A 22,526-nucleotide genomic window follows, 5' to 3' on the forward strand; every position below is an offset into this window, starting at 1 on the left:
TTTACCGATCTTGTGTCGCCATTGTTTCGGTTAACGCCTGCGCTGAACTGGCAACTGCAGACGCCATACCAGAATTACTTATCCGGATGTTGTAGTTCGCAATATACGACTTTTATTCGCAGATGATCACTAAACTCGGTTAATTGGCGACAGGCTGCGGTAATTTGAGTTAAGCGACTTATGCTCATCGACAGTATAGCAACTGGCTGCTAGCATCATTTTAATGTTCTTTACCAGCGGCAGAGGCTAAGCAATGTCAGAAGTAACGCTTAAAAGTAAGCATCGCGACTATTCCGGCCGAGATTATTCCAATCGAGACTATTCAAGTAAAGTGCGCTGGTTTATGTTTAGTCTTATTGTGCTAAGTGTGGTGCTGTCGTGGAGTGGCATTATTGATCACTATACAACAGCATACATTGACCAGGCGTTGGTCCAGGCCAGCTCTGCTTTTTTAGTCGCCAGAGGGATGAATGCCCTTATTTCTTTCTTACAATCCGTTACCTTTGAATTTAGCTTTGGTATAGGCGGTTCGGTCGGCGCCGGTCAGGTACTTGACCCGCTGAATGATCTGGTAGAGCAGTACTCGTCGGCGATGAAATTAGCTATCGGTTCATTGGCTATTCAAAAAGTACTATTGGAAATTGTCAGCGATACCTTTTTTAAGGCTGTCCTGACGCTTTCTGCAGTGTCTGTCGTGCTCAGTTCATTGTTGTCAGGGCAGTCTGCTGCAGCCTATTTCAGGCTGCTGTTGCTGCGGGTGTTTTTAGCTTTATTATTTTTACGTTTTGCGCTGGTATTAGTCGTGGCCGCGAATGGCCTGGTAGATAAGGCCTTTTTGCATGACCGGACCCAGGATCAAATGCAAATCCTCGAAACTATTGAAGGCGTTGCAGAGCAAAGCGGGCAACTTAGTAACCCGGCACTAAGCCGGGAGCTTACTGCTAACATTGCCGGGTTACAGCGGCAGGCGTCCGGCATCAGCCAGAACCTCGATGCCTTGCAGCAACGCCAGCAACAAGGGCAGCAGGAACTCGCCACGCTACAACAGCAGTTAGAAAATCTGGTGCGGGAACTGGGAGCCTTGCAACGGTTAAATTACCTTAATCCCGATCCGCGTGTGCAGCAATTAAATGAAAAGATTAAACAACGTCGTGATGCCTTACAAAGCTGGCAAACCGAGCAACAGCTTCTGCTACGGCAACAGGCTGACATTCGCAATCAAATCCAGCTTGCTGAACTGGCTTTAGAAGGCAAAACGCCTGGCTTCTTTGCGGCAATAGGTAATAGCTTTAATTCGCTGGGCGATGGTATTGCGGCAATTAAAGACGCTGTTAACCCACGTCAGGTTTACCAACTTAAGCAACGACTGGATAATGCAGTAAACAACATTCTTAATTTAATGGCGTTATTCTTCCTGAAAACCCTGTTATTGCCATTGCTGTTTTTGTATCTGTTAAACAAAGGCTTCAGGCTGATCTGGCGCAGTAACCCCGGCATAGTAATGCCACCAGTAACCGGCTAATATCATTGTTTTAAAAACAATGGAATTTAGCTAATGCTGTACATGGTGATGCTTGGTGGTAGCCACCCCAAAGCCAATATTGAAATTCACGACGTCGTGTTTGTAGCAGGTGAGACTCTTGAGCAAACCTATCCGCAGTTACAAGCGTTATGGTTTGCCGAACCCAAAGGGCTGCATATTGATGCCTGGATGGCGATATCAGGTGTCGGTCCTTACGCCGTCAGCATGGTCGATAGCCCGGGCGATGAAGGTCCAAAATTATTTTTCATCAATCTAGGGGGCTATATTGGCAGTGTGTTCGGCGAAGATCACCGCTATCTGGTGCTGGCCGCTGATAATAAAGCCCAAGCGAAACAAATGGCCAAACAGCAACTAAGCCTGAAGTGGGATAAACCTCACACCGATAACGTGTTTGAAGTAGAGCAATGCGTCGCTATTGAAAAAGTGGCCGGGCGCTACATTAAGCTGCACCCGGCTCCACACGATGGTTGTTATTTTGAAAATGACTATATTGTTATCGACTGAATATTAATGCCAATAACGATACGCGTAACCGGAAAATCAGGCAGCTGAGCTGGTTTTCAGCTGGCTTACCCAGTTTTTCACCCGCCGTTCTAACACGCTAAGTGGTAAAGCACCACCGGTTAGAATGGTGTCGTGAAATTCCCGGATATCAAAGGCTTCTCCTAGTTCCTGTTCGGCATATTGCCGCAATTCCAGAATCTTAATCATACCGATTTTATAAGCCGTTGCCTGTCCCGGTATTACCAGATAACGCCGCACTTCCGACAGCACTGCACCTTCGGCGATCGGGGTTTTCTGCAGGAAGTAGTCAATTGCCTGCTGCTCAGTCCAGCCTTTACTATGCAAGCCGGTGTCGACAACCAGTCTTACTGCCCGCCACATTTCAGTAATTAACCGGCCAAAATCAGAATAAGGGTTTTGGTAAGCGCCCATTTCTTTCGCCAGCAATTCCGCATATAAAGCCCAGCCCTCTGAATAGACGGTGAACCGGGCCTGGGTGCGGAAGGTTGGTACCGATGTCAACTCCTGAGCAATTGAAATTTGCATATGATGGCCAGGGCTGCCCTCATGATAGGCAATGGCTTCCATCTCATTTTTTGGCATTGAGCGCATATCAGACAAGTGGGCATAATAAACACCTGGCCTGCTGCCGTCTGGCGTGCCCGGGAAGTAGTGCTGCGCAGCACCCGGTTGCTCACGGAATGGCTCTACCCGTTTTACCACTAAACCGGCCTTGGGTAAGGTTCCGAAAAACTCCGGTAACCTGCTGTTAATAAAGTCCAGGTACTGCTGGGAGTCATCGATATACCCCTGCCGTCCGGCATCAGTATCCGGATAATAAAACTGATCGTCTTTTTTAATAAATTCAAAAAAGGCCTGCAGATCACCGGGGAACCCGACCTGGTTTTTAATGGCAGTCATCTCTGCAGTTAACCGCTCAACTTCTGCCAGACCAATCTGATGAATTTGCTCAGCTGTCAGATCAGTGGTGGTGGACACTTTTAACTGATGGTTGTAATAGGCAATACCATCAGGCTGCTTACCTACTCCGGTTGCAACAGCGTCAGTGTTATCGATATCGTCCTGCAGCCAGTGCTTTAAACCCATATAAGCCGGTTGAAAGTGCTGTTGCAGGGCTATTTTAGCTTTATTTGTCAGCTCATTCGCTTGTTCGTCACTTAATTTATCAGCTTCAATCAGGCTGTTAATTTTGGCTTTGGTGTCGGCCCACAGCGGAATATCCTGCTCAGCATCGGATAACGGTGCGCCGGTTAGCAGGCTGTCTAATTGAGTTAACACCCCTTCATAGGCAAATCGGGGCGGCCGTACGCCCTGCTCCGCGTTTTGTTGCGCCCGCTGTAATAAGTCAGTAATCGCCTTGCTTATCCCTTCAATCCGGCTGACATAGGCCTGCATATCTTCAGCATTATCTACTTTATGAAAATTAATCAGAATTTGCGGTAATAAGGCATGGATCCCCTGCATTTGGGTAAATACATAGCGATTACTTCTGAAACGAGCGCCCTCTTTTGCCATTTCGTACTGGTAGAGCCAAACGTCATACGATGTCTGCGCTTCTAAATCCAGTTCTTCATACACAAAGTTGGCTTTTAGTTCGGCAACGCTTGCTTCCAGCAATTCAAGTTGTTGTTGTTCAGCTGCCAGAGTGACATCATCGATTTGATCGTACTTATCTTTACGCCCCATAAAAGTCATCTGAACAGGGCTTTGTTGCAGTTGCTGCTCATACTTTTGCTCAAACCATTGATTTAACCGCTCAGTGGCAGAGTTTGCAGACTGCTGACTGGTTATTTGTGCAACCGCAGCATTTTGGTTAGCGTTATTAGCGGTATTTTCCGGAGCTGGACTACAACCAGCCAGAATACTGGCAACAGCAATACATAACAGTGATTTGCGCATTACGGATCCTTATTAACGGACAGAGATTACTCGTAGCGTACCGTTAATAAGGTTCTGAGTCTAAAACAAAATGTAACAAGTTTTAAGTAACTAACTCATTGTTCGGGCTGGTTTAACCGCTAACCCGCTTATAATGACGGTATTGCGGTTTCCAGAAATTATCTTCTATTCGTTGCTGCAGCGTATTGTCGTCAATTTCCAGTGCTAAACCCTGTTTCTGGGCTACTTTAGCCACAGCAAAAGCAATTTTCTTACTCAGTTCAGCCAGTGCAGTAAACGGCGGTAACAAGCCGCCTTTACCGGTATTAGCCAAAGGTGATGTGGCTGCCAGGGTTTTACTGGCAGCGCGCAGCATTTCATCACTGATTAAGCGGGCTTTGACCGCTATTACGCCAAGACCAATACCCGGAAATATATAACTATTGTTACACTGGGCAATCAGATGCTGTTTGCCCTGATATTCTACCGGGGCAAAAGGGCTGCCGGTAGCAACAATCACCTGACCATCAGTCCATTCTATTACTTGCTGTGGCGTAGCTTCTACTTGCCGTGATGGGTTACTAAGTGGAAATATAATGGGTTTGTCACAGCCTTTCTTCATCGCCCGCACTACCTGCTCAGTAAACAGCCCGGCCTGGCCTGAAACCCCAATTAATATATCCGGAGTGGCGCAATTCATCACATCCAGCAAACTTGGGTAATCACCACTGTAATGCCAGCCAGCAATAGCCGTTGAACTTTGGGTTAACGCTTGCTGAAAATCACGTAAATCGGGCATCGCATCAGTAAGCAGGCCGAAACGGTCAATCATAAATATTTGCTGGCGGGCTTGCTGCTCAGTTATACCTTCCGCCACCATTTGACTAATCACTTGCTCGGCAATGCCGCAGCCTGCTGATCCTGCGCCAACAAACACCACTTTCTGGCTACTGAGCTTAACCCCTTTGCTCAAGCATGCTGCCAGCAAAGTACCAACAGTAACAGCAGCGGTGCCCTGAATATCATCATTAAAACAACAGATCTGATCCCGATAGCGCTGCAACAATGGCATGGCATTAGGCTGGGCAAAATCTTCAAACTGAACAATTGCCTCTGGCCAGCGGCGTTTAACCGCTTTTAAAAACAGATCAACGAACTCATTATAATCGTCCTGTGCTACCCGTTTCTGTCGCAGCCCCATATACATGGGGTCGTTCAATAATTTTTCATTATTGGTACCTACATCCAGCATTACCGGCAAGGTATAAGCCGGACTTATACCACCACAGGCGGTATACAGCGACAGTTTACCAATTGAAATACCCATACCACCGATACCCTGGTCGCCCAGGCCCAGTACCCGTTCACCATCGGTTACCACTATCACTTTTACTTTAGCTTTGGTCGCATTACGCAGTATATCATCCAGATTGTAGCGATCTTCAAAGCTGATAAATAAACCACGGGCACTTCGATAAATATCCGAGAACTGTTCGCAGGCATCGCCTACCGTTGGCGTATAGATAATTGGGATCATTTCATCTAAATGTTGCTGCACCAGCCGATAAAACAATGTTTCGTTGTTATCCTGAATTGCCCGCAGATAAATATGCTTGTTAATCGCTGTATCAAAACTTTTATATTGCAGATAGGCCCGGCTTACCTGCTCTTCAATTGTTTCAAACCGGGGTGGCAGTATTCCGGTAAGGTTAAATGCCGCCCGCTCTTCCCGGCTAAACGCACTGCCTTTGTTAAGCAGTGGCGTTTCCAATAACGCTGAGCCGGAATAGGCGGTATATAACGGGGATTTTACTTTTGCTTCAGGCATAACAATATTCCAAATAATGGCGCCGGCACTGCAAGCAGTGCCGGTAAAAGACTGGCTTAATAAATAGTGCTGATACGTGGGTTCAGAACAGACAGGATAAACAGACCCTCAGTGTTACAAAAATCAATTGCTTTAATTAAATCAGCTTGTTCCAGATGCAATAGCTCCAGTACAAAAGGATCAACCAGGGTTTTAACACTGTACAGGTCAGGGTGCTGGTTTGCTAAGGCAAGCCGCACCGCAAGATAACTTATTAACACATCTGGCTCTGACGCATTAAACTGGGTACTGTGCTGCCGGGCCATAGGTTCGACAATACTATCGGGCAACTGCCACAGGTTTAACAATTCGGCGCCGCAGGCTGCATAAGTAAAGCCCAAGGTAGTTTGCTGCAGCTGCCATGGTTTAATGTCACTGGTATAGTTCTGACAATGCGCTGCATTATCAGGTGCTTGCTGCATCACTACCAACTCGCCAATATTGTGCAGTAAGCCGGCAACGTATAAACGATCAGGCTGGCGCAAACCACAAAAGTTAGCCAGGTATTTGCCAATCAGGGCCGCATTAATACTTTGCTCCCAGAACCGTTCTAAGTCGATAGAAGATGAGCTAAGTTTGCTGCAGGCTGAACTAACGGCGATACTGACAACCAGATTATAAAGTTGGGCTTTACCAAGAACCAACAGCGCTTTGCTTACCGACTCTACCTGGTAAGGCAAGCGATACACAGCACTGTTAGCCAGTTTCAGTAATTTAGAGGTAAGTACCGGGTCCAGTAAGATAACTTCAGCAATGTCGTCCAAACTGGCAGTATCCGATTCCATCAGCTCTTTCACCCGGATATAACTATCAGGAAAGGCAAATAAATCGACAGCATTTTGCGCATATTGCATGGCGTTCATCGGGGACATCTCCGGTTGGGTCTATCAGCACCAAAAGCATCTGATGCTTTTAAGTGTTGCTGCTGGCGCTGATTTTACAAGTTTTTGCCGGAAAAACTTAGTACTTTTTTATGACATTGCTATGAAACACTGTTTTTGACTGATTACGCATAAAAAAGCAGCGATTTAACGCTGCTTTTTGAAAATAAAGTCCGAACCTATCCTTATGCTACCAGGCTTCGCAACATCCAGGCGGTTTTTTCATGCACGGTCATCCGTTGCGTTAACAGATCAAGACTAACTTCGTCTGAAGCTTTATCTGCTACCGGCACGATAGAGCGCGCCGTTTTAGCAATAGCCTCCTGCCCTTTAACCAAATCTTTAATCATCTCTTCAGCAGTCGGTATACCGTCAGCCTCTTTAATACTGGTTAATTTAGCGAATTCTTTGTAAGAGCCAGGGGCAAATTCTCCCAGCGCCCGGATCCGCTCAGCAATCTCATCCACCGCCAAAGCCAGTTCATTGTATTGGGTTTCAAACAAAGTATGCAGGGTTTGAAACATCGGGCCGGTAACATTCCAATGATAATTATGCGTTTTCAGATATAAGGTATAGGTGTCGGCAAGCAGCACTGCCAGCCCTTCACAAATAGCTTTGCGTTCGTTCTCTTCAATACCGATGTTCACTTTCATATTATCGTTTCCTTGTCTGGTTAAGCGATTGACAAAAATATAGCACGCCATAAAAGATGGCATGCAGGTTTGAATTTTGGGTCAGAACTTGATTGTTAAAGCTAATGCTATAAAAAGAGGTGGGGGCGATATGAAAAAAAACAAGCCGGTAACCCAGACAGTTACCGGCGACTAACATCTGAAAATAGCAGAACAGCGTTAATCAGCTGGCCTGAGCAATTAAGTACTCTTCGTAAGTACCGGCAAAGTTACGGACATCCTGGCCGGTAATTTCAATAATCCGGCTGGCCAGTGACGATACAAATTCACGGTCGTGACTGACAAAAATCAAGGTGCCTTTGTAATGTTCCAGCGCCAGATTCAATGATTCAATCGACTCCATATCAAGGTGATTCGTCGGCTCATCCATCACCAGAATATTTGGCCGTTGCAACATCAGTTTACCAAATAACATCCTGCCCTTTTCACCACCAGAGAGTACTTTAACCGACTTTTTAATTTCGTCCTGCGAAAATAATAAGCGGCCTAATATGCCACGAATAGCTTGTTCATCGTCAGACGGCTGCTTCCATTGGCTCATCCAGTCAAACAATGTCATCGGCTCTGCAAATTCATGGGCATGATCCTGCGCATAGTAACCAATTTTAACGTTCTCAGACCACTTAATCTTGCCGGATTCCGGGGTTAAATCGCCCATCAGACATTTTAACAAGGTCGTTTTACCGATACCGTTAGCGCCCAGAATCGCCACTTTCTCACCAACCTCAATAGTCATATTCAGGTTTTTCAATAGCTGCAGCTCGGCAAAGCTTTTGTTCAGGCCTTCAACTTCCAACGCTAAACGATAAAGCTGCTTTTGCTGTTCAAAGCGGATAAACGGATTCACCCGGCTGGAGGCTTTAACTTCTTCCAGTTGAATTTTATCAATTTGTTTAGCACGTGAAGTGGCCTGCTTGGCTTTAGAGGCATTAGCAGAGAAACGACTGACGAAGGTTTGCAATTCAGCAATCTGGGCCTTTTTCTTGGCGTTATCAGATAGCAGACGCTCCCTTGCCTGGGTAGCAGCAAACATATACTCATCGTAGTTGCCTGGGTATAACCGCAGTTCACCGTAGTCTAAATCGGCCATATGAGTACAGACGCTGTTTAAAAAATGGCGATCGTGCGAAATAATAACCATAGTGCTGTTGCGCTCGGCCAGCACGTTTTCTAACCAGCGAATGGTATTAATATCCAGGTTGTTGGTCGGTTCATCCAACAGCATAATTTCCGGATCAGCAAATAGTACCTGGGCCAGTAACACCCGCAGTTTAAAACCCGGTGCGATGGCAGACATCGGGCCAAAATGTTGTTCCACCGGGATGCCAACTCCAATTAATAATTCACCGGCACGGGATTCCGCGGTGTACCCATCCATTTCACCAAACGCGACTTCTAAATCGGCTACTTTCATGCCGTCTTCTTCGCTCATCTCGCTACTGGCATAAATACGATCACGCTCTTCTTTCACTGCCCACAAATCGGCGTGCCCCATTATCACGGTATCAATAACTGAATACTGCTCAAAAGCAAATTGATCCTGATGCAATTTGGCTACCCGGTGGTTTGGTTCAACCGATACATTGCCGGCAGTCGGCTCAAGTTCGCGGCTGAGGATTTTCATAAAAGTCGATTTACCACAACCATTGGCCCCGATCAGACCATACCGGTTACCTTCACCGAATTTGATGGAAATGTTTTCAAACAACGGCTTGGCGCCGAATTGCATTGTAATATTGGCAGTTGAGATCACTAAAAGGTCCGCTACAGATTGTACTGGATGAAAAAGGTGCGCCACTATACGCGCTTTGCGTGATAAATTCAAAAAAACCGGCATTTCAGCCGGCTTAATTATAGTGTTTGCTAAGGTAAAGCCGGCAGTTGTCAGCCTGCCTGAGCAGCCACTGCCACAGCGGTACGGGTTAGCTCGGTAATTTTTGGCCAGTCTTTGTCGCTGACCGCCTGATCGGGCACTATCCAGGAGCCGCCGACACAACTGACATTAGGCAACGCCAGATATTCCAGATAATTTTTTTCGTTTATGCCACCGGTTGGGCAAAAACGGATATCAGAAAACGGGCCATGGATCGATTTAAGCGTTTTCACGCCACCGGCGGCTTCAGCAGGGAAAAATTTAAAATGGGTATAACCGAGGCCCGTGCCTTCCATCAGCTCTGAAATGCTGGCAATACCCGGAATAAGCGGAATAGTTGCGTCTTTACCTGCCTGCAGCAGTTCCCGGGTTAAACCAGGGCTAATGGCAAACTTAGCGCCGGCAGCAATAACCTGCTCTAATTGTGCCGCAGTAGTAACGGTTCCCGCGCCGACAATCGCTTCGGGTACTTGTTCTGCCAGCAATTTAATAGCGTCCAGCGCCACAGGCGTGCGCAAGGTGACTTCCAGCACCCGGATGCCGCCAGCCAGCAGTGCTTTTGCCATAGGCACGGCGTCAGCCAGATCTTTAATTACAATAACCGGAACTACTGCACCTTGTGCAAATAATTCAGCAGGTTGCAGCTGCCAATTTTCAAATGCCATAAGTTAACTCGCCAAAGATTGTTTTAAGTAAACTGCTGCGCCAAGTAAGCCTGGCTGTGGGGCAGTCACGATATAGGTGGCGATCTGGCGATTAAACGCGCTAAACCGGCCTTTTGCTTCAAAACGGGTTCTGAATTCACTTGCTGCCATTAGCGGCAGTAATTTCGGCGCTATGCCGCCAGCGACATAAACACCACCAAAGGTACTGAGTGTCAGTGCCAAATCACCGGCAACACTGCCTAAACTCGCAAAAAACTGAGCGACAGTGGCGGTAGCAAGCTCAGAATTACCAGCCAGTGCCAGGCTGCCAATTTCACCGGCCGACAACGGCGCCACATCTAAACGCCGGTACAGTGCCAACGCCCGGTAAATAGCTTCAAGCCCGGGGCCTGATAACAAACGCTCAGGTGAGACATGGCCATACTCTTTGCTAAGCACCTGCTGAATAAACCATTCCTGTTCGGTTTGCGCTGCCCAGTCGACATGGCCACCTTCGCCCGGTAATGGGATAAATTTGTCATCCACATTGATTAAATGCGCAACGCCCAGGCCGGTGCCGGCGCCAAGCACTGCCATTGGTTGCCCGGGCTTCGCCAGCCCCTGGCCAATCTGAACTTTGTCATTGCTGTTTAGTGCCGGTAAACTCATTGCTACTGCGGTAAAATCATTCATCACCAGTAACCGGCTTAAGCCTGACTGGCGCTGCATAGCGTTGACAGAAAAGCGCCAGTGAAAATTAGTCATACTGACTTCGTCACCGGTAACCGGGCAGGCAATAGCAATAGCCACGTGTTTTAGCGCTGTCAGTTGCTGTTCAAGCTGATAATGCTGTAAGGCATCAGCCAGGCTGGCAAAGGTCGCACAGGGATACACGGCTACTTTATCCAGCGCCAGGCTGGCTAAATTGACCCGGCTGAACCGGGCATTAGTGCCTCCAATATCGGCAACAATGGCATAATCAACCGGGTTAGCCATGCAAATGTTCCTCAGTCACGAATAAGCTGCAGGCCCCCTGCTCTGCGCCACTTAACTGCGCACGCATTGCACCAAACATTTCCCGGCCCATACCATAAAAGTTGTGACTCAAATCACTTTTCGCCTGCTCTCTGGCATTAAATTCAGCGTCATCAACCAGCACTTCCAGTTTACCGGTGTTGCCATCAACCAACAGCATATCGCCGGTTTTAATCCGGCCAATAGCGCCGCCATCAATTGCTTCCGGCGTAACATGAATAGCTGCAGGTACCTTACCTGAGGCACCAGACATCCGGCCGTCAGTTACCAGTGCCACTTTAAAGCCTTTATCCTGCAACACGCCAAGCGGTGGTGTCAGTTTATGCAGCTCTGGCATACCACAAGCTTTCGGGCCCTGAAATCTGACAACCACGATGCAATCTTTATTAAGATCGCCGGCTTTAAAGGCTGCATCTAATTCATGCTGGCTGTGGAATACGACGGCAGGCGCTTTAATAACTTCAGTACCGTCACGCAGCGCTGAGGTTTTTAAAATGGCCCGGCCAATATTGCCCGACAGTACTTCTAAACCACCATGGCTCTTAAAAGGTTTTGCCACTGTCGCTAATACATCCAGGTCCAGTGATTGTGCAGGGGCATCTACCCAATGCAATTTGCCGTCTTTTAACAACGGCTGTTGGGTATAGCGACGCAGGCCCGGCCCGGCAATAGTCTGGACATCTTCGTGCAGTAAGCCGGCATCCAGCAACTCACGGATCAACAGCGCCATGCCACCGGCATGTTGAAAATGATTGATGTCAGCCTGACCATTAGGATAAATCCGGGTTAATAGCGGTGTAGCAGCAGACAATTCGGCAAAATCATCCCAGTTAACAATGTAACCAGCAGCACGTGCCACTGCTACCAGATGCATAGTATGGTTGGTTGAACCACCGGTTGCCAGCAGGCCAACAATACCGTTAACAATAGCTTTGGCATCAACCAGTTTGCCTATTGGTAAATAATCATTACCCAGCTGAGTTAACCGGGTTACCTGACGTGCGGCCGCTTTGGTTAATTCATCACGTAGCGCGCTACCGGGATTAACAAATGAAGAGCCGGGTAAATGCAAGCCCATCATCTCAACGACTAACTGATTGGAGTTTGCTGTGCCATAAAAAGTACAGGTGCCGGCCGAATGATAAGACGCAGACTCTGCTTCCAGTAATTCTTCTTTACCTACTTTACCCTCCGCAAACAGCTGGCGCACCCGGGCTTTTTCTTTATTAGGAATGCCTGAAGGCATAGGCCCCGCTGGCACAAATACAAAGGGCAAGTGACCAAAACTCAATGCCGACAGCAGTAAGCCAGGCACGATTTTGTCACAAATACCCAGCATCAAACCGCCATCGAACATATTATGGGAAAGCGCAACAGCAGCTGACATGGCAATAACGTCACGACTTAATAAGCTTAACTCCATTCCCGGCTGGCCCTGAGTTACACCGTCACACATAGCGGGAACACCACCTGCGAATTGCGCAACACTACCTACTTCATTTACCGCCTGCTTAATGATTGCAGGATAAGTCTCATAGGGCTGATGTGCAGAGAGCATATCATTGTATGAAGAGACAATAGCAATATTGGCTTTGGTCATACTACGCAGGTCTGCTTTATCTTGTTTGTTACAAGCTGCAAAACCATGGGCCAGGTTACCGCAACTTAACACACCACGATGCGGGCCGTTTTGGCCAGCTTCTTCTATCCGGGCCAGATAAATAGCCCGGCTTTTTGTGCTGCGGGCAATAATACGGTCGGTAACCCGTTGAATAACTGGATTCATAACAATTCCTCTAATTAGCGGCGTACATAACGGCCACATCAGTATCTGGCTGTTGTAAAATGGCGCGGATTGGCATACTGGTTACATCGGTACCGGCTTGTGCCTGGTTAAGTACATCAAGCTTGTTCTGGCCAACCAGATGAATAAAAATCTGCCCGGCATTGAGCAGTCTTGGTAAACTAAGTGATATGCGCTGATAAGGTGCTGTTGTTGGATTAACTGCCAGCACTGCGGGTGCATCAACCGCCAAACCTGTGTTAAGTTCTGCACTGCAAGGAAACAACGATGCAGTGTGGCCATCTTCACCCATACCAAGAATAACGGCGTCAAAAGCCGGCAAGTCAGCTATTCGCGGCAATATGGTTGCAACAGCGTCTTCGGCTGTCGCGGCATCAGCATACAAACTAATAAATTCAGCCACAGCAGCATTTGCTTGCAACAAGTTGGCCTTAACCAGGCGCTCGTTGCTATCGGCAGCATCAACCGGCACAAATCGCTCATCAGCCAGTAAAACAGTAACCTTTTGCCAAGCCAGTTCTGCTTGTGATAAGGCATTAAAAAGTGCGGTTGGGGTGCGGCCGCCAGATACCACCAGATATGCCCGCCCCCGGCTACTGATAGCCTCATTTAGCAACGTGACCAGTCTGCTGGCAAAATCCTTGTTTAACGCGTTAGCGTCGGTGTACTGATGAAGATGCATTGTTACTCCGCTTAATCCGTTTATTCGTCCCAGTTTCGCTCATCGCGTGCCAGCATTGAAATAGAAGCAACCGGCCCCCAGGTACCAGCCTGATATGTTTTGGCTGGCTCGTTGTTGTTTTTCCAGGCATTCAGAATGCCATCAACCCACTGCCAGGCCTGTTCAACTTCATCGCGGCGCACAAACAAATACTGATTACCCAGCATAGCTTCAAGTAATAGACGCTCATAAGCATCGGCAATGCGCTGCGACTTAAAGGTTTCATCGAAACTTAAATCAAGTTTGCTCTGCTGCAAACGCATATGCTCGCCAAGGCCCGGTATTTTATTCATTACCTGTACTTCCACCCCTTCATCGGGTTGTAAGCGGATAATTAACTTGTTAGCAGGCAGTTCATTATAGGTTTCATGAAAAATGTTATGCGGTTGTGGTTTAAAACAGATAACCACTTCACTGTGCTTTTTCGGCATCCGTTTACCGGTACGCAGATAAAAAGGCACACCAGCCCAGCGCCAGTTATCAATATCTACTTTAATCGCAACAAAGGTTTCGGTGCGACTACCTGAACGAGCGCCTTCCTCTTCCAGGTAACCCGGCACTTGTTTACCGCCAACAAAACCGCCGGCATACTGGCCGCGCACGGTTTTTTCCTGCACGTTACTGCTGTCTATCCGTCGCAGTGCTTTTAGTACTTTAAGTTTCTCATCGCGTATGCTGTCAGCGTCCAATCTGGCCGGAGGCTCCATCGCAATCAAAGATAACACCTGCAATAAGTGATTCTGCACCATATCCCGCATCTGACCGGCGTCATCGTAATAACTCCAGCGCCCTTCTACCCCGACTTCTTCAGCCACGGTAATTTGCACATGATCAATAGCATTATGATCCCAGTTTGAGGCGAAAATAGCATTGGCGAAACGCAACGCCAGCAAATTAAGCACAGTCTCTTTACCCAGATAGTGATCTATCCGGTAAATTTGACACTCTTTAAAGTGCTCAGCGACCTGATCATTGATAACAATTGAAGAGGCTAAATCGTGGCCGATCGGTTTTTCAAGTACCACTCTGGAAGGTTCAGCAGCTAAGCCGGCTGCTGCCAGGCCTTTGCACAGATCACCGAATAATGATGGCGGCGTGGCAAAATAACTAACCGGTGTCCGTTTCGAAGCATCCACCAGCTCACCCAGCTTTTTATAATCACTGGTTTGAGTTAAATCGAGTTGTACATATAACAACTTTGCTGCCAGCTGTTGCCACACAGTCTCATCTAACGTTTCTTTCTTTAAAAACCTTGTCAGGTTAGTTTTTACCATATCCAGGTAGCCGTTGTTATCCATGGCATCGCGGGCTACGCCAATAATCCGTGAATCAGCATCCAGCAAGCCTGCTTTTTCCAGCTGATAAAACGCAGGAAGCAGTTTACGCCGCGCTAAGTCACCTTTAGTGCCGAATAAAATTAAATCGCAGGCGTTATTCTGGGCTTTGTGTGCTGTTATTGTCATATCTGACCCTTGCAATAATACGTAATTTTACAACACTTAAGACATACTAACGCGCAATAAAGCCGCTGTAAACCTGATATGTTGTAATTTAATTACATATGAACTTATATTTTGACTAATCTTACATATTAAGGCAGCCTTAGCAATGTAATTGCAGTTTTGTGGTAAATTTAATACTGTTTTGTTGGCCTGGCTGGTGTATAACCAAGCAGGCAACAACAGCAACTGCCACCATAACAACTTATAGAGATCAGGAATTAGCGGATGAACGTACTGGAAAAAATCGTAAGTAGTGTTACCAGCTTCAGCAAATCTGAGCGCAAGGTCGCCGATGTTATTCTGGCTAATCCACAAATTACTATTCACAGTAGTATAGCAGCATTGGCCAAAATGGCTGATGTCAGCGAGCCTACCGTTAACCGCTTTTGCCGCCGCCTTGATACCAAAGGTTTTCCTGATTTTAAGCTGCATTTGGCGCAAAGCCTGGCCAACGGCACACCCTATGTGAACCGGCATGTTGAAGAGGAAGATGGCCCTGAGGCCTACACGGCTAAAATATTCGAATCAACCATGGCCGCCCTGGATACCGCAAGACAGCGGGTTGATATTAATACTATTAATCGCGCTGTTGATGTATTAACTCAGGCTAAGAAAATTTCGTTTTTTGGTTTGGGCGCCTCAGCCTCCGTGGCGCACGATGCCCAAAATAAGTTTTTCCGCTTCAATGTGCCAGTGGTCTGTTTTGATGACATTGTCATGCAACGAATGTCAGCGATTAACAGCTCTGATGGTGATGTGGTGGTATGTATCAGCCATACCGGCCGCACAAAAAACCTCTGTGATATTGCAGCCATTGCCCGCGAAAATGATGCCACTGTGATCGGTATTACCGCTTATGACAGCCCCTTAGCCCGTGAATGCACCCTGGTGCTGTCACTGGATGTGCCGGAAGACACTGATATGTATATGCCGATGGCCTCAAGGGTAGCCCAGCTGGTGCTGATTGATATTCTGGCTACTGGTTTTACGTTGCGCCGCGGTAGTAAATTCCGCGAAAATCTGAAAAAAGTAAAAGACAGCCTGCGCGGTTCGCGCTTTGAAAAGAAAGATTTCGCCAACTAAATTGCCGTATTGCCCCCTATCAGGTTGGTTAACTGCACCAACCTGTCGCTTTTAATTCTTTTGCCGCTGTATTCTGTAATAAAATTACATTACACTGAATGCATTGTAAGATCCGCGTTTAACAGCAGGAGCATCTGATGCCAAGAAGAACCAAAATAGTCGCTACTCTCGGCCCCGCTACCAATACTCAGCAATCAATCGAAAAACTTATCAGCGCCGGTGCGTCAGTATTCAGGCTGAATTTCTCTCATGGCACTGCTGATGATCACCGGGAACGGGCAAGTATGGTCAGGGCTGCCGCTAAAAAGCTCGACGCTCATGTCGCTATTCTGGGCGATCTGCAGGGCCCGAAAATCCGGGTATCTACCTTTAAAGAAGGTGCTGTGCTGTTAGCCGAAGGCCTGCAGTTTGTATTAGATGCCAGCCTGGCAAAAGGTGAAGGTGATCATCATCAGGTCGGTATTGATTATAAAGCCCTGCCACAGGATGTCAGCGACGGTGATTTACTGTTACTGGACGATGGCAGGATCCAACTGCAAGTTGAGCGGGTTGATGGTGACCGGGTTTATACCAAAGTGACTGTCGGTGGCAAGCTTAGTAATAACAAAGGCATTAACCGCCAGGGCGGCGGCTTAACAGCCCCTGCTCTGACCGATAAAGATAAAGCTGATATTATTACCGCGGCAGAAATTGATGTGGATTTTCTGGCCGTATCGTTCCCCCGCAGCGGCGATGATATGCGGCTGGCCCGTGAGCTGGCGCAGGCCGCTGGTTCTGAAGCACGCTTAATGGCAAAAATTGAACGGGCTGAAGCAGTCGCCGACAATGAGACACTGGATGACATTATCCGGGCATCTGATGCGGTGATGGTTGCCCGCGGCGACCTAGGCGTTGAAATTGGTGATGCTGAGCTGGTTGGCCAGCAAAAACGAATTATTGCCCGCTCTCGTCAGCTTAACCGGGTTGTTATCACCGCTACCCAAATGATGGAGAGCATGATCGAAAGCCCAATGCCAACCCGCGCTGAAGTAATGGACGTCGCCAATGCCGTGTTAGATGGTACCGATGCCGTTATGTTGTCAGCTGAAACCGCGGCAGGTAAGTACCCTACTGAAACCGTAAAAGCCATGGCCCGGGTCTGTGATGGTGCCGAAAAACACCCCAGCGTCCAAATTTCCAAACACCGGATGGACGTCGCCTTTACCGAAGTGAGTGAAACCATCGCCTTGTCAGCCATGTATGCCGCTAATCATTTAGCCGGCATTAAAGCGATTATTGCTCTGACAGAGTCGGGATACACCGCTAAGCTGATGTCGCGGATCACCTCACCGCAACCCATTTATGCCTTATCCCGCCACGATAAAACATTAAATAAAATGGCACTGTATCGCGGCGTTTATCCAGCGTTTTTTGACAGTACAACCCTGGTTGAGCAGTCGCTGGCCGATGCTGCTATTGACGCTATTCGTAAACAGGCTGGCCTGAAAACCGGTGATTTGGTAATTATGACCCATGGTGATGTGATGGAAACCATTGGCGCTTCAAATAATTGTAAAATCGTTCAGGTAAAATAAGCGCTGCAGCACTAGCGGTAATTAGTAACAACCGGTATTTGCCGAAAAAAGGGCCCAGGGCCCTTTTTTTATTGGCTTATCATCTGCTTAATTAAAACACATCTCGCTGTAACTTGCGCACCCGCTTAGCCGCACGGTACTCAACAAATTGGGGGGCCAGAGCAGTAACCGCGGAACCGGTAACCACCATCAAGGCACCTAACCAGGACCAGAGGTTTAAATGTTGCGCCTGTAAGAAGTCCGGGAACAACCAACCGGTAATGTTAGCAAATAAAATAGTAAATAACGGCGTAACTGCTAATACCGCACTGACTTTAGATGCCTCCCAGTGATGAAGCGCTTCAGCAAAAGCGCCATAGGCTACTACTGTGTTTAAACAGCAAAACACCAGCAGCGCCCAGTGCAAATAACTCATTGTCAGTAAAGGTGTGAAATCAGAAACCGGTATAAAGCAGATAGTACCGGCCACATACAACAAATACATAATTTGTTTTGAGCTGTAGTTCACCAGCAATTGTTTTTGGGCCAGGGCATAGGCCGCCCAGGTAATGCCGGCAGCAATCAGCAGCAGCACTCCCAGGGTTTCTGAACTGGCCCGTAGCATCAACTCAACCAAGCGTTCATTAAAAAACAGCAACAAGCCACCAAGCAAGGTAACAGCGCCAACTTTTTGCCATAACAACAACCTTTCTTTAAAAATAACAATGCCACCAAGCATCATCAGAAAAGGGGCGAGCTGGATCACTACCTGGCCGGTTTCGGCAGTAAGGTAGTTTAAACCACTTAAAAACATAATATAATTTGATAATAAGCCAACCACAGCAATCAGCATTAACCAGGCCACTTTGCGGTTGTATAACAAGTTTACTGCCGGTAACTTGCGCCGGGCAGCCAGCCAGAGCCCAACGATAACAGCGGCTGCCAGAAAACGGATAGCAGTGATGGTGTTTGCAGATAGTACGTCCAGCACAATTTTCAGCGCTATTGGTAAAATGCCCCATAAAACGGCGGTAGTCAGCGCCAACATTAAGCCGACCAGGCTTTTCCCGGTGATCTGGTGCATACAGCAACGTTTCCTTAAAACAGCAGAAAGCTGAACATTCAGCCGGCGTCATTGTCGCTTATTTTCAGCTTAGATGTCTTGCGATTTGTGAAAGTTTGCGACAAATCAAGTGCGATAACAGCTAAGGCACTATACTGAGCAGAAAATCTGCTGCTATTGGCTTAAAAACGGCAGTATTAACTTGCATAACAGGACAGACAATGAGCAATATCAAACGATTAGCAGTGCTGACTTCCGGTGGTGATGCTCCGGGGATGAATGCCTGTATCCGTGCTATTTTGCTAACCGCCAGTGCCTGTAACATTGACGTTATTGGCTTTAAACATGGCTTTAATGGCTTACTGGAACAAGAATACCAGACACTTCACCCGCAGCATGTTGATAATATTATCCAGCGTGGCGGTACCATTTTAAAAAGTGCCCGTTGTCCGGCACTGGAGCAGCCAGACGGCCCTGCCCGGGCTGCTGCAACATTACAGCAGCTTAATATTGATGCCCTGATTGTTATCGGCGGAGATGGCAGTTTTCGCGGTACTATGGCAATCAGCAAGCATTACGATGGTCAGCTTATAGGCGTGCCTGGCACCATCGACAATGATGTTGATGGTACTGACAATACTATTGGCTTTGCCACGGCAATTGATACCGCGTTGGATGCTATTGATAAAATTCGAGACACAGCGGATGCGTTTGAACGAATATTCTTAGTCGAGTTAATGGGACGCCATAGTGGTTATATCAGCCTTGCGGCCGGCATTGCCGGCGGTGCGGAACAAATTATCTGCCCCGAGTTTGGTCAACTGAGCCCTGATAATTTAAGAGCGATAATTAAGCCTATCCAACATGCCCAGCTGCTAAAAGGCAAATCCAGTTATTTAATAGTGGTTGCTGAACATAGCTATCCGGGGGGCGCAACAGCATTGGCTGACGCGTTAACTAAGGCAATAGGTATCGAGTGTAGGGCCTGTATCCTGGGACATATCCAGCGTGGTGGCAGCCCGGTGGGCGCCGATCGGATCCTGGCAACAAAATTAGGGGCTTATGCCGTTGAGCAATTATTGCAGGGGGCTAACCTGATGATGGCTGGCGAAGTAAATGGTCAAGCCTGTTTATATCCACTGGCAAAAACCGGGGCCAGAGAAAAAGCAATAGATCCCTTTTTAGTGCGCTGGCAACAACAAATAGGCAGCTACTAAGCTGCCGCTATCATTAACTACGGCCAGCGTTTCTAGTGACTAAATACCTGCTTTACTCTGTCTTTATAACTGCGGCTGACTTTAACTGCCTGGCCGTTAGTCAGCATCAGTTGATGTTCGCCGTTCGTTAACATTTGCAGTTTAGCAATAGTATGGACATTGACTATCGCTGAGCGGTGCACCCGGACAAACAGCCTTGGGTCCAGTTCCTGTTCCAGCTCTTTCATCGTGCGGCGCAGAATATGGGTTTGGCCATCTTTAGTATGAATACACATATAATCACCCGCCGCATCAACCCAGTCTATTTCAGCAACCGGAACCCGGGTAATTTCACCACTGTCTTTAATACTGATCGCTTCCGGAAAACGGTCATTTACCACCGGTTCAGACTTATCCAGCCGCTGTAAAATATTGCCTGCTTCGTCACCGGTAAGTTTAGCAACTGCTGCCGCCAGCTGGCCTTTATGTTTCTGGCTGTCTGCTGAAGCGTGAAATTTCAGTACCTTGTTAACTGCGGCTTTCAGCCGTTCAGGCTCAACCGGCTTTAATACATAATCAAGGGCGTTCACTTCAAAAGCGTTGAAGGCGTAATGATCATAAGCGGTAACAAACACAATGTAAGGCAATTTAATTTGCTGTTGCTGCAAGCTTTTCAGCACAGCAAAACCATCCATGCCGGGCATTTCGACATCCAGAAAAACCACATCCGGTTTTAACTCCATAATGCGGCTAACGGCTTCATCACCGTTACTACACTGGGCAACCACATCTAACTCAGGAAAAGCTGCCAGTCTGACCAGCATGCCTTTACGTGCTAAGGGTTCATCATCTACTACTATTACCTTCAACATGGTTTGTTTCCAATTCATCTAACTGTAAAGGGATCCGGATATTGACTTTCAGGCCTTTGGGCTCGTTGTGGGTCAGCACCAGAGCAAAATCGTTATCATAAAGTGCCGCCAGCCGCTCTTTGGTATTCACCAAACCTACCCCGCTGGCACTGCTCTTGGGTATACCATCACTAATTGGCATACCAGGTCCATTGTCAGACACTTCCAGTAATAAATCGTGTCCAAACTTTTTCGCCGTTATGCTGATGGCACCACCATTAACCTGGCTGGCCACTGCATACTTAATCGCATTCTCTATTAACGGTTGCAGGATTAAACTTGGTACCAGCGCCCGCTCAGTGCCCTGCTCAATGTTAAAATCAATAGTCAAACGTTCTGAAAAACGAACTTTCTCAATTTCCAGATACAATTTAGCCGCATACAACTCCTGTTCCAGCGGTACCCGGTTTATCGGGTCTTTATAAAGTGAATAGCGCAGAAAATCACTTAATCTGGTCACCATTTTATTGGCGGTATCAGTTTCATTTATCAATACCAGGGTTGAAATAGCATTCAAGGTATTAAACAAAAAATGAGGATTAAGCTGGTAACGCAACATCTTCAACTGCGCTTCATGGGCCTTATTAGTCGCCGTTAACGACTTTTGCTTCTCAAGCTGCAGGGTTTGGTAATATTTAATACCAAAATACAGGCCACTCCAGCTAAGCATCACATAAAATGCTACCGGGGTATCTTTTATGAATTGCAGCCAGTCGTCAGGCCGGTAACCATGCCGGTATATTTCCCAATAATTGAAGTTTCTTACGGTGGTCCAGATGGCAGCGATCAGTAGCGCTAACACCAGCACCAATAAAATCATGCGCCAGGGCGGCCAGAACCAGATCCGCTGGTATATGTAACGCAGAGGGATAGTAATCAGCCAGCCGACATAAGCATCCAGCGCGACCACGATTAAATAGGCATCGCGGGTTTCCTGTACCAGAGAGCCCAGGTAATTGACAATGGCAAAGCCAAGCCAGCCCAGGCTATGCAGGATCCAAAACTGGCGGTTTCGATCTTCAAACACTTTGTACAAGATAATTTTCCGGGTTATTACTCTGCGCAGAGTATAACTAACATCGTCGTTAAATCCTTGCCACTTGAACTGATTTCAGCAGACATTAATCGCAATTTATGCTGGTGGCGAGCCGCTGTAGCTAGATATTATCACCGGTCTGGAAGTCGGCCAGTACCGGTGTCGGTTTCCGATCCGGCCCTAACGCCACAAAGGTAAAGTTACCTGAAATGGCTTTATGCTGATTATCGTTATACATATTCTCCACAAATATATCGACATGCACCTTAATACTGGTGCGCCCCACCTGCTCAACCCGGGCCACCAGTTCAATGATTGAACCCGCTGGGATAGATTCTTTAAAATCGACCCGATCGGAACAGACTGTAACCAGAGGCTTGCGGCAAAAGCGGGTTGCCGCAATAAAAGCTGCCTCATCCATCCAGGCTAATGCCTCCCCCCCGAATAACGTATTGTGATGGTTAGTGCGCCCCGGAAATACTGTTTTAGTTACCCGGGTAACAGCATGCGCGGTGCGTTTTGCAATAAGGGCTTCACTAGGCTGGATGATTGACATAAGCTACTCGCTATAAAATGAAATACAAATAATGGTACTGATGCAAAGGTACTGATGCAAAGGTACTGATGCAGAGGTACTGATGCAGACACCATCATGATGCTGGTTATTATAACAGGCCTTTGCAGGCCATCGTTATTAAACGACGCCGGAATAAGCAGCC

19 protein-coding genes are annotated in these 22,526 nt (G+C 47.4%); 5 read left to right on the top strand and 14 right to left on the bottom strand.

All coding sequences use genetic code 11. From position 1 onward, the window contains the following. Positions 1 to 343 precede the first annotated feature (343 nt). A complete protein-coding gene (locus H141_RS0100515) occupies positions 344 to 1,522 on the top strand; it encodes a hypothetical protein (protein WP_205620317.1) in 1,179 nt (392 codons plus the stop codon). A 33-nt stretch (positions 1,523 to 1,555) separates the two neighbouring features. Next, positions 1,556 to 2,047: a DUF1543 domain-containing protein gene (locus tag H141_RS0100520; protein ID WP_019674286.1), complete on the top strand. Its 492-nt coding sequence runs from the start codon at positions 1,556 to 1,558 to the stop codon at positions 2,045 to 2,047. A 36-nt stretch (positions 2,048 to 2,083) separates the two neighbouring features. Here the strand turns inward: H141_RS0100520 and H141_RS0100525 are convergent, their stop codons facing one another. The 10 genes from H141_RS0100525 to zwf form a co-directional block, all read right to left on the bottom strand. Continuing rightward, on the bottom strand, positions 2,084 to 3,967 hold the full coding sequence (locus H141_RS0100525) for a DUF885 domain-containing protein (RefSeq protein WP_019674287.1): 1,884 nt from the start codon (positions 3,965 to 3,967) through the stop codon (positions 2,084 to 2,086). Between the two features lie 112 nt (positions 3,968 to 4,079). After that, positions 4,080 to 5,774 carry an NAD-dependent malic enzyme gene (locus H141_RS0100530; RefSeq protein WP_019674288.1) on the bottom strand — a complete coding sequence of 565 codons (1,695 nt, stop codon included), beginning with the start codon at positions 5,772 to 5,774 and terminating at the stop codon, positions 4,080 to 4,082. Between the two features lie 56 nt (positions 5,775 to 5,830). Then, on the bottom strand, positions 5,831 to 6,676 hold the full coding sequence (locus tag H141_RS0100535; RefSeq protein WP_026349131.1) for an HDOD domain-containing protein: 846 nt from the start codon (positions 6,674 to 6,676) through the stop codon (positions 5,831 to 5,833). Positions 6,677 to 6,879: 203 nt separating this feature from the next. Continuing rightward, positions 6,880 to 7,347 carry a Dps family protein gene (locus tag H141_RS0100545; RefSeq protein WP_019674291.1) on the bottom strand — a complete coding sequence of 156 codons (468 nt, stop codon included), beginning with the start codon at positions 7,345 to 7,347 and terminating at the stop codon, positions 6,880 to 6,882. Positions 7,348 to 7,549: 202 nt separating this feature from the next. Continuing rightward, on the bottom strand, positions 7,550 to 9,139 hold the full coding sequence (locus H141_RS0100550; RefSeq protein WP_026349132.1) for an ABC-F family ATPase: 1,590 nt from the start codon (positions 9,137 to 9,139) through the stop codon (positions 7,550 to 7,552). 131 nt (positions 9,140 to 9,270) lie between these two features. Next, complete coding sequence (locus tag H141_RS0100555) at positions 9,271 to 9,924, bottom strand: bifunctional 4-hydroxy-2-oxoglutarate aldolase/2-dehydro-3-deoxy-phosphogluconate aldolase (RefSeq protein ID WP_019674293.1); 654 nt, start codon at positions 9,922 to 9,924, stop codon at positions 9,271 to 9,273. A 3-nt stretch (positions 9,925 to 9,927) separates the two neighbouring features. Continuing rightward, entirely contained in the window at positions 9,928 to 10,899 is a 972-nt protein-coding gene (glk, locus tag H141_RS0100560) for a glucokinase (protein WP_019674294.1), read from the bottom strand. Next, complete coding sequence (gene edd / locus H141_RS0100565; protein ID WP_019674295.1) at positions 10,892 to 12,724, bottom strand: phosphogluconate dehydratase; 1,833 nt, start codon at positions 12,722 to 12,724, stop codon at positions 10,892 to 10,894. Before edd ends, glk begins: the two co-directional genes overlap by 8 nt. A gap of 10 nt (positions 12,725 to 12,734) precedes the next feature. After that, on the bottom strand, positions 12,735 to 13,424 hold the full coding sequence (pgl, locus tag H141_RS0100570) for a 6-phosphogluconolactonase (RefSeq protein ID WP_019674296.1): 690 nt from the start codon (positions 13,422 to 13,424) through the stop codon (positions 12,735 to 12,737). Positions 13,425 to 13,444: 20 nt separating this feature from the next. Beyond that, on the bottom strand, positions 13,445 to 14,926 hold the full coding sequence (gene zwf / locus H141_RS0100575) for a glucose-6-phosphate dehydrogenase (RefSeq protein ID WP_019674297.1): 1,482 nt from the start codon (positions 14,924 to 14,926) through the stop codon (positions 13,445 to 13,447). Positions 14,927 to 15,190: 264 nt separating this feature from the next. On the opposite strand from zwf, the gene H141_RS0100585 reads away from it, so the two are divergent. Continuing rightward, a complete protein-coding gene (locus tag H141_RS0100585; RefSeq protein WP_019674299.1) occupies positions 15,191 to 16,048 on the top strand; it encodes a MurR/RpiR family transcriptional regulator in 858 nt (285 codons plus the stop codon). A gap of 137 nt (positions 16,049 to 16,185) precedes the next feature. Next, positions 16,186 to 17,622, top strand: a complete 1,437-nt coding sequence (gene pyk, locus H141_RS0100590) for a pyruvate kinase (RefSeq protein ID WP_019674300.1) — start codon at positions 16,186 to 16,188, stop codon at positions 17,620 to 17,622. 91 nt (positions 17,623 to 17,713) lie between these two features. Here pyk and H141_RS0100595 read toward each other — a convergent pair whose 3' ends face one another. Continuing rightward, positions 17,714 to 18,685, bottom strand: coding sequence for a DMT family transporter (locus H141_RS0100595; protein WP_019674301.1), 972 nt, complete (start codon positions 18,683 to 18,685; stop codon positions 17,714 to 17,716). A gap of 200 nt (positions 18,686 to 18,885) precedes the next feature. Between H141_RS0100595 and H141_RS0100600 the strand changes: the two genes are divergently transcribed. Beyond that, entirely contained in the window at positions 18,886 to 19,881 is a 996-nt protein-coding gene (locus H141_RS0100600) for a 6-phosphofructokinase (RefSeq protein WP_019674302.1), read from the top strand. 32 nt (positions 19,882 to 19,913) lie between these two features. On the opposite strand, the gene H141_RS0100605 is transcribed toward H141_RS0100600, so the two are convergent. The 3 genes from H141_RS0100605 to H141_RS0100615 form a co-directional block, all read right to left on the bottom strand. Continuing rightward, positions 19,914 to 20,732, bottom strand: a complete 819-nt coding sequence (locus H141_RS0100605) for a LytR/AlgR family response regulator transcription factor (RefSeq protein WP_019674303.1) — start codon at positions 20,730 to 20,732, stop codon at positions 19,914 to 19,916. After that, positions 20,707 to 21,798 (bottom strand): sensor histidine kinase, encoded by a 1,092-nt coding sequence (locus H141_RS0100610; protein ID WP_240473077.1) that lies wholly within the window; start codon positions 21,796 to 21,798, stop codon positions 20,707 to 20,709. The genes H141_RS0100605 and H141_RS0100610 overlap by 26 nt, the downstream gene beginning before the upstream one ends. 130 nt (positions 21,799 to 21,928) lie before the next feature. Then, complete coding sequence (locus H141_RS0100615; RefSeq protein ID WP_019674305.1) at positions 21,929 to 22,363, bottom strand: acyl-CoA thioesterase; 435 nt, start codon at positions 22,361 to 22,363, stop codon at positions 21,929 to 21,931. Positions 22,364 to 22,526 lie beyond the last annotated feature (163 nt).

This window comes from Arsukibacterium perlucidum DSM 18276 (assembly GCF_000382165.1).
Taxonomy (GTDB): domain Bacteria; phylum Pseudomonadota; class Gammaproteobacteria; order Enterobacterales; family Alteromonadaceae; genus Alishewanella; species Alishewanella perlucidum.

Excerpts from the sequence above, each read along its gene's own strand:
- H141_RS0100515 (WP_205620317.1), top strand. The coding sequence starts at position 344 with ATGTTTAGTCTTATTGTGCTAAGTGTGGTGCTGTCGTGGAGTGGCATT.
- H141_RS0100520 (WP_019674286.1), top strand. The coding sequence starts at position 1,556 with ATGCTGTACATGGTGATGCTTGGTGGTAGCCACCCCAAAGCCAATATT.
- H141_RS0100525 (WP_019674287.1), bottom strand. The coding sequence starts at position 3,967 with ATGCGCAAATCACTGTTATGTATTGCTGTTGCCAGTATTCTGGCTGGT.
- H141_RS0100530 (WP_019674288.1), bottom strand. The coding sequence starts at position 5,774 with ATGCCTGAAGCAAAAGTAAAATCCCCGTTATATACCGCCTATTCCGGC.
- H141_RS0100535 (WP_026349131.1), bottom strand. The coding sequence starts at position 6,676 with ATGAACGCCATGCAATATGCGCAAAATGCTGTCGATTTATTTGCCTTT.
- H141_RS0100545 (WP_019674291.1), bottom strand. The coding sequence starts at position 7,347 with ATGAAAGTGAACATCGGTATTGAAGAGAACGAACGCAAAGCTATTTGT.
- H141_RS0100555 (WP_019674293.1), bottom strand. The coding sequence starts at position 9,924 with ATGGCATTTGAAAATTGGCAGCTGCAACCTGCTGAATTATTTGCACAA.
- glk (WP_019674294.1), bottom strand. The coding sequence starts at position 10,899 with ATGGCTAACCCGGTTGATTATGCCATTGTTGCCGATATTGGAGGCACT.
- edd (WP_019674295.1), bottom strand. The coding sequence starts at position 12,724 with ATGAATCCAGTTATTCAACGGGTTACCGACCGTATTATTGCCCGCAGC.
- pgl (WP_019674296.1), bottom strand. The coding sequence starts at position 13,424 with ATGCATCTTCATCAGTACACCGACGCTAACGCGTTAAACAAGGATTTT.
- zwf (WP_019674297.1), bottom strand. The coding sequence starts at position 14,926 with ATGACAATAACAGCACACAAAGCCCAGAATAACGCCTGCGATTTAATT.
- H141_RS0100585 (WP_019674299.1), top strand. The coding sequence starts at position 15,191 with ATGAACGTACTGGAAAAAATCGTAAGTAGTGTTACCAGCTTCAGCAAA.
- pyk (WP_019674300.1), top strand. The coding sequence starts at position 16,186 with ATGCCAAGAAGAACCAAAATAGTCGCTACTCTCGGCCCCGCTACCAAT.
- H141_RS0100595 (WP_019674301.1), bottom strand. The coding sequence starts at position 18,685 with ATGCACCAGATCACCGGGAAAAGCCTGGTCGGCTTAATGTTGGCGCTG.
- H141_RS0100600 (WP_019674302.1), top strand. The coding sequence starts at position 18,886 with ATGAGCAATATCAAACGATTAGCAGTGCTGACTTCCGGTGGTGATGCT.
- H141_RS0100605 (WP_019674303.1), bottom strand. The coding sequence starts at position 20,732 with ATGTTGAAGGTAATAGTAGTAGATGATGAACCCTTAGCACGTAAAGGC.
- H141_RS0100615 (WP_019674305.1), bottom strand. The coding sequence starts at position 22,363 with ATGTCAATCATCCAGCCTAGTGAAGCCCTTATTGCAAAACGCACCGCG.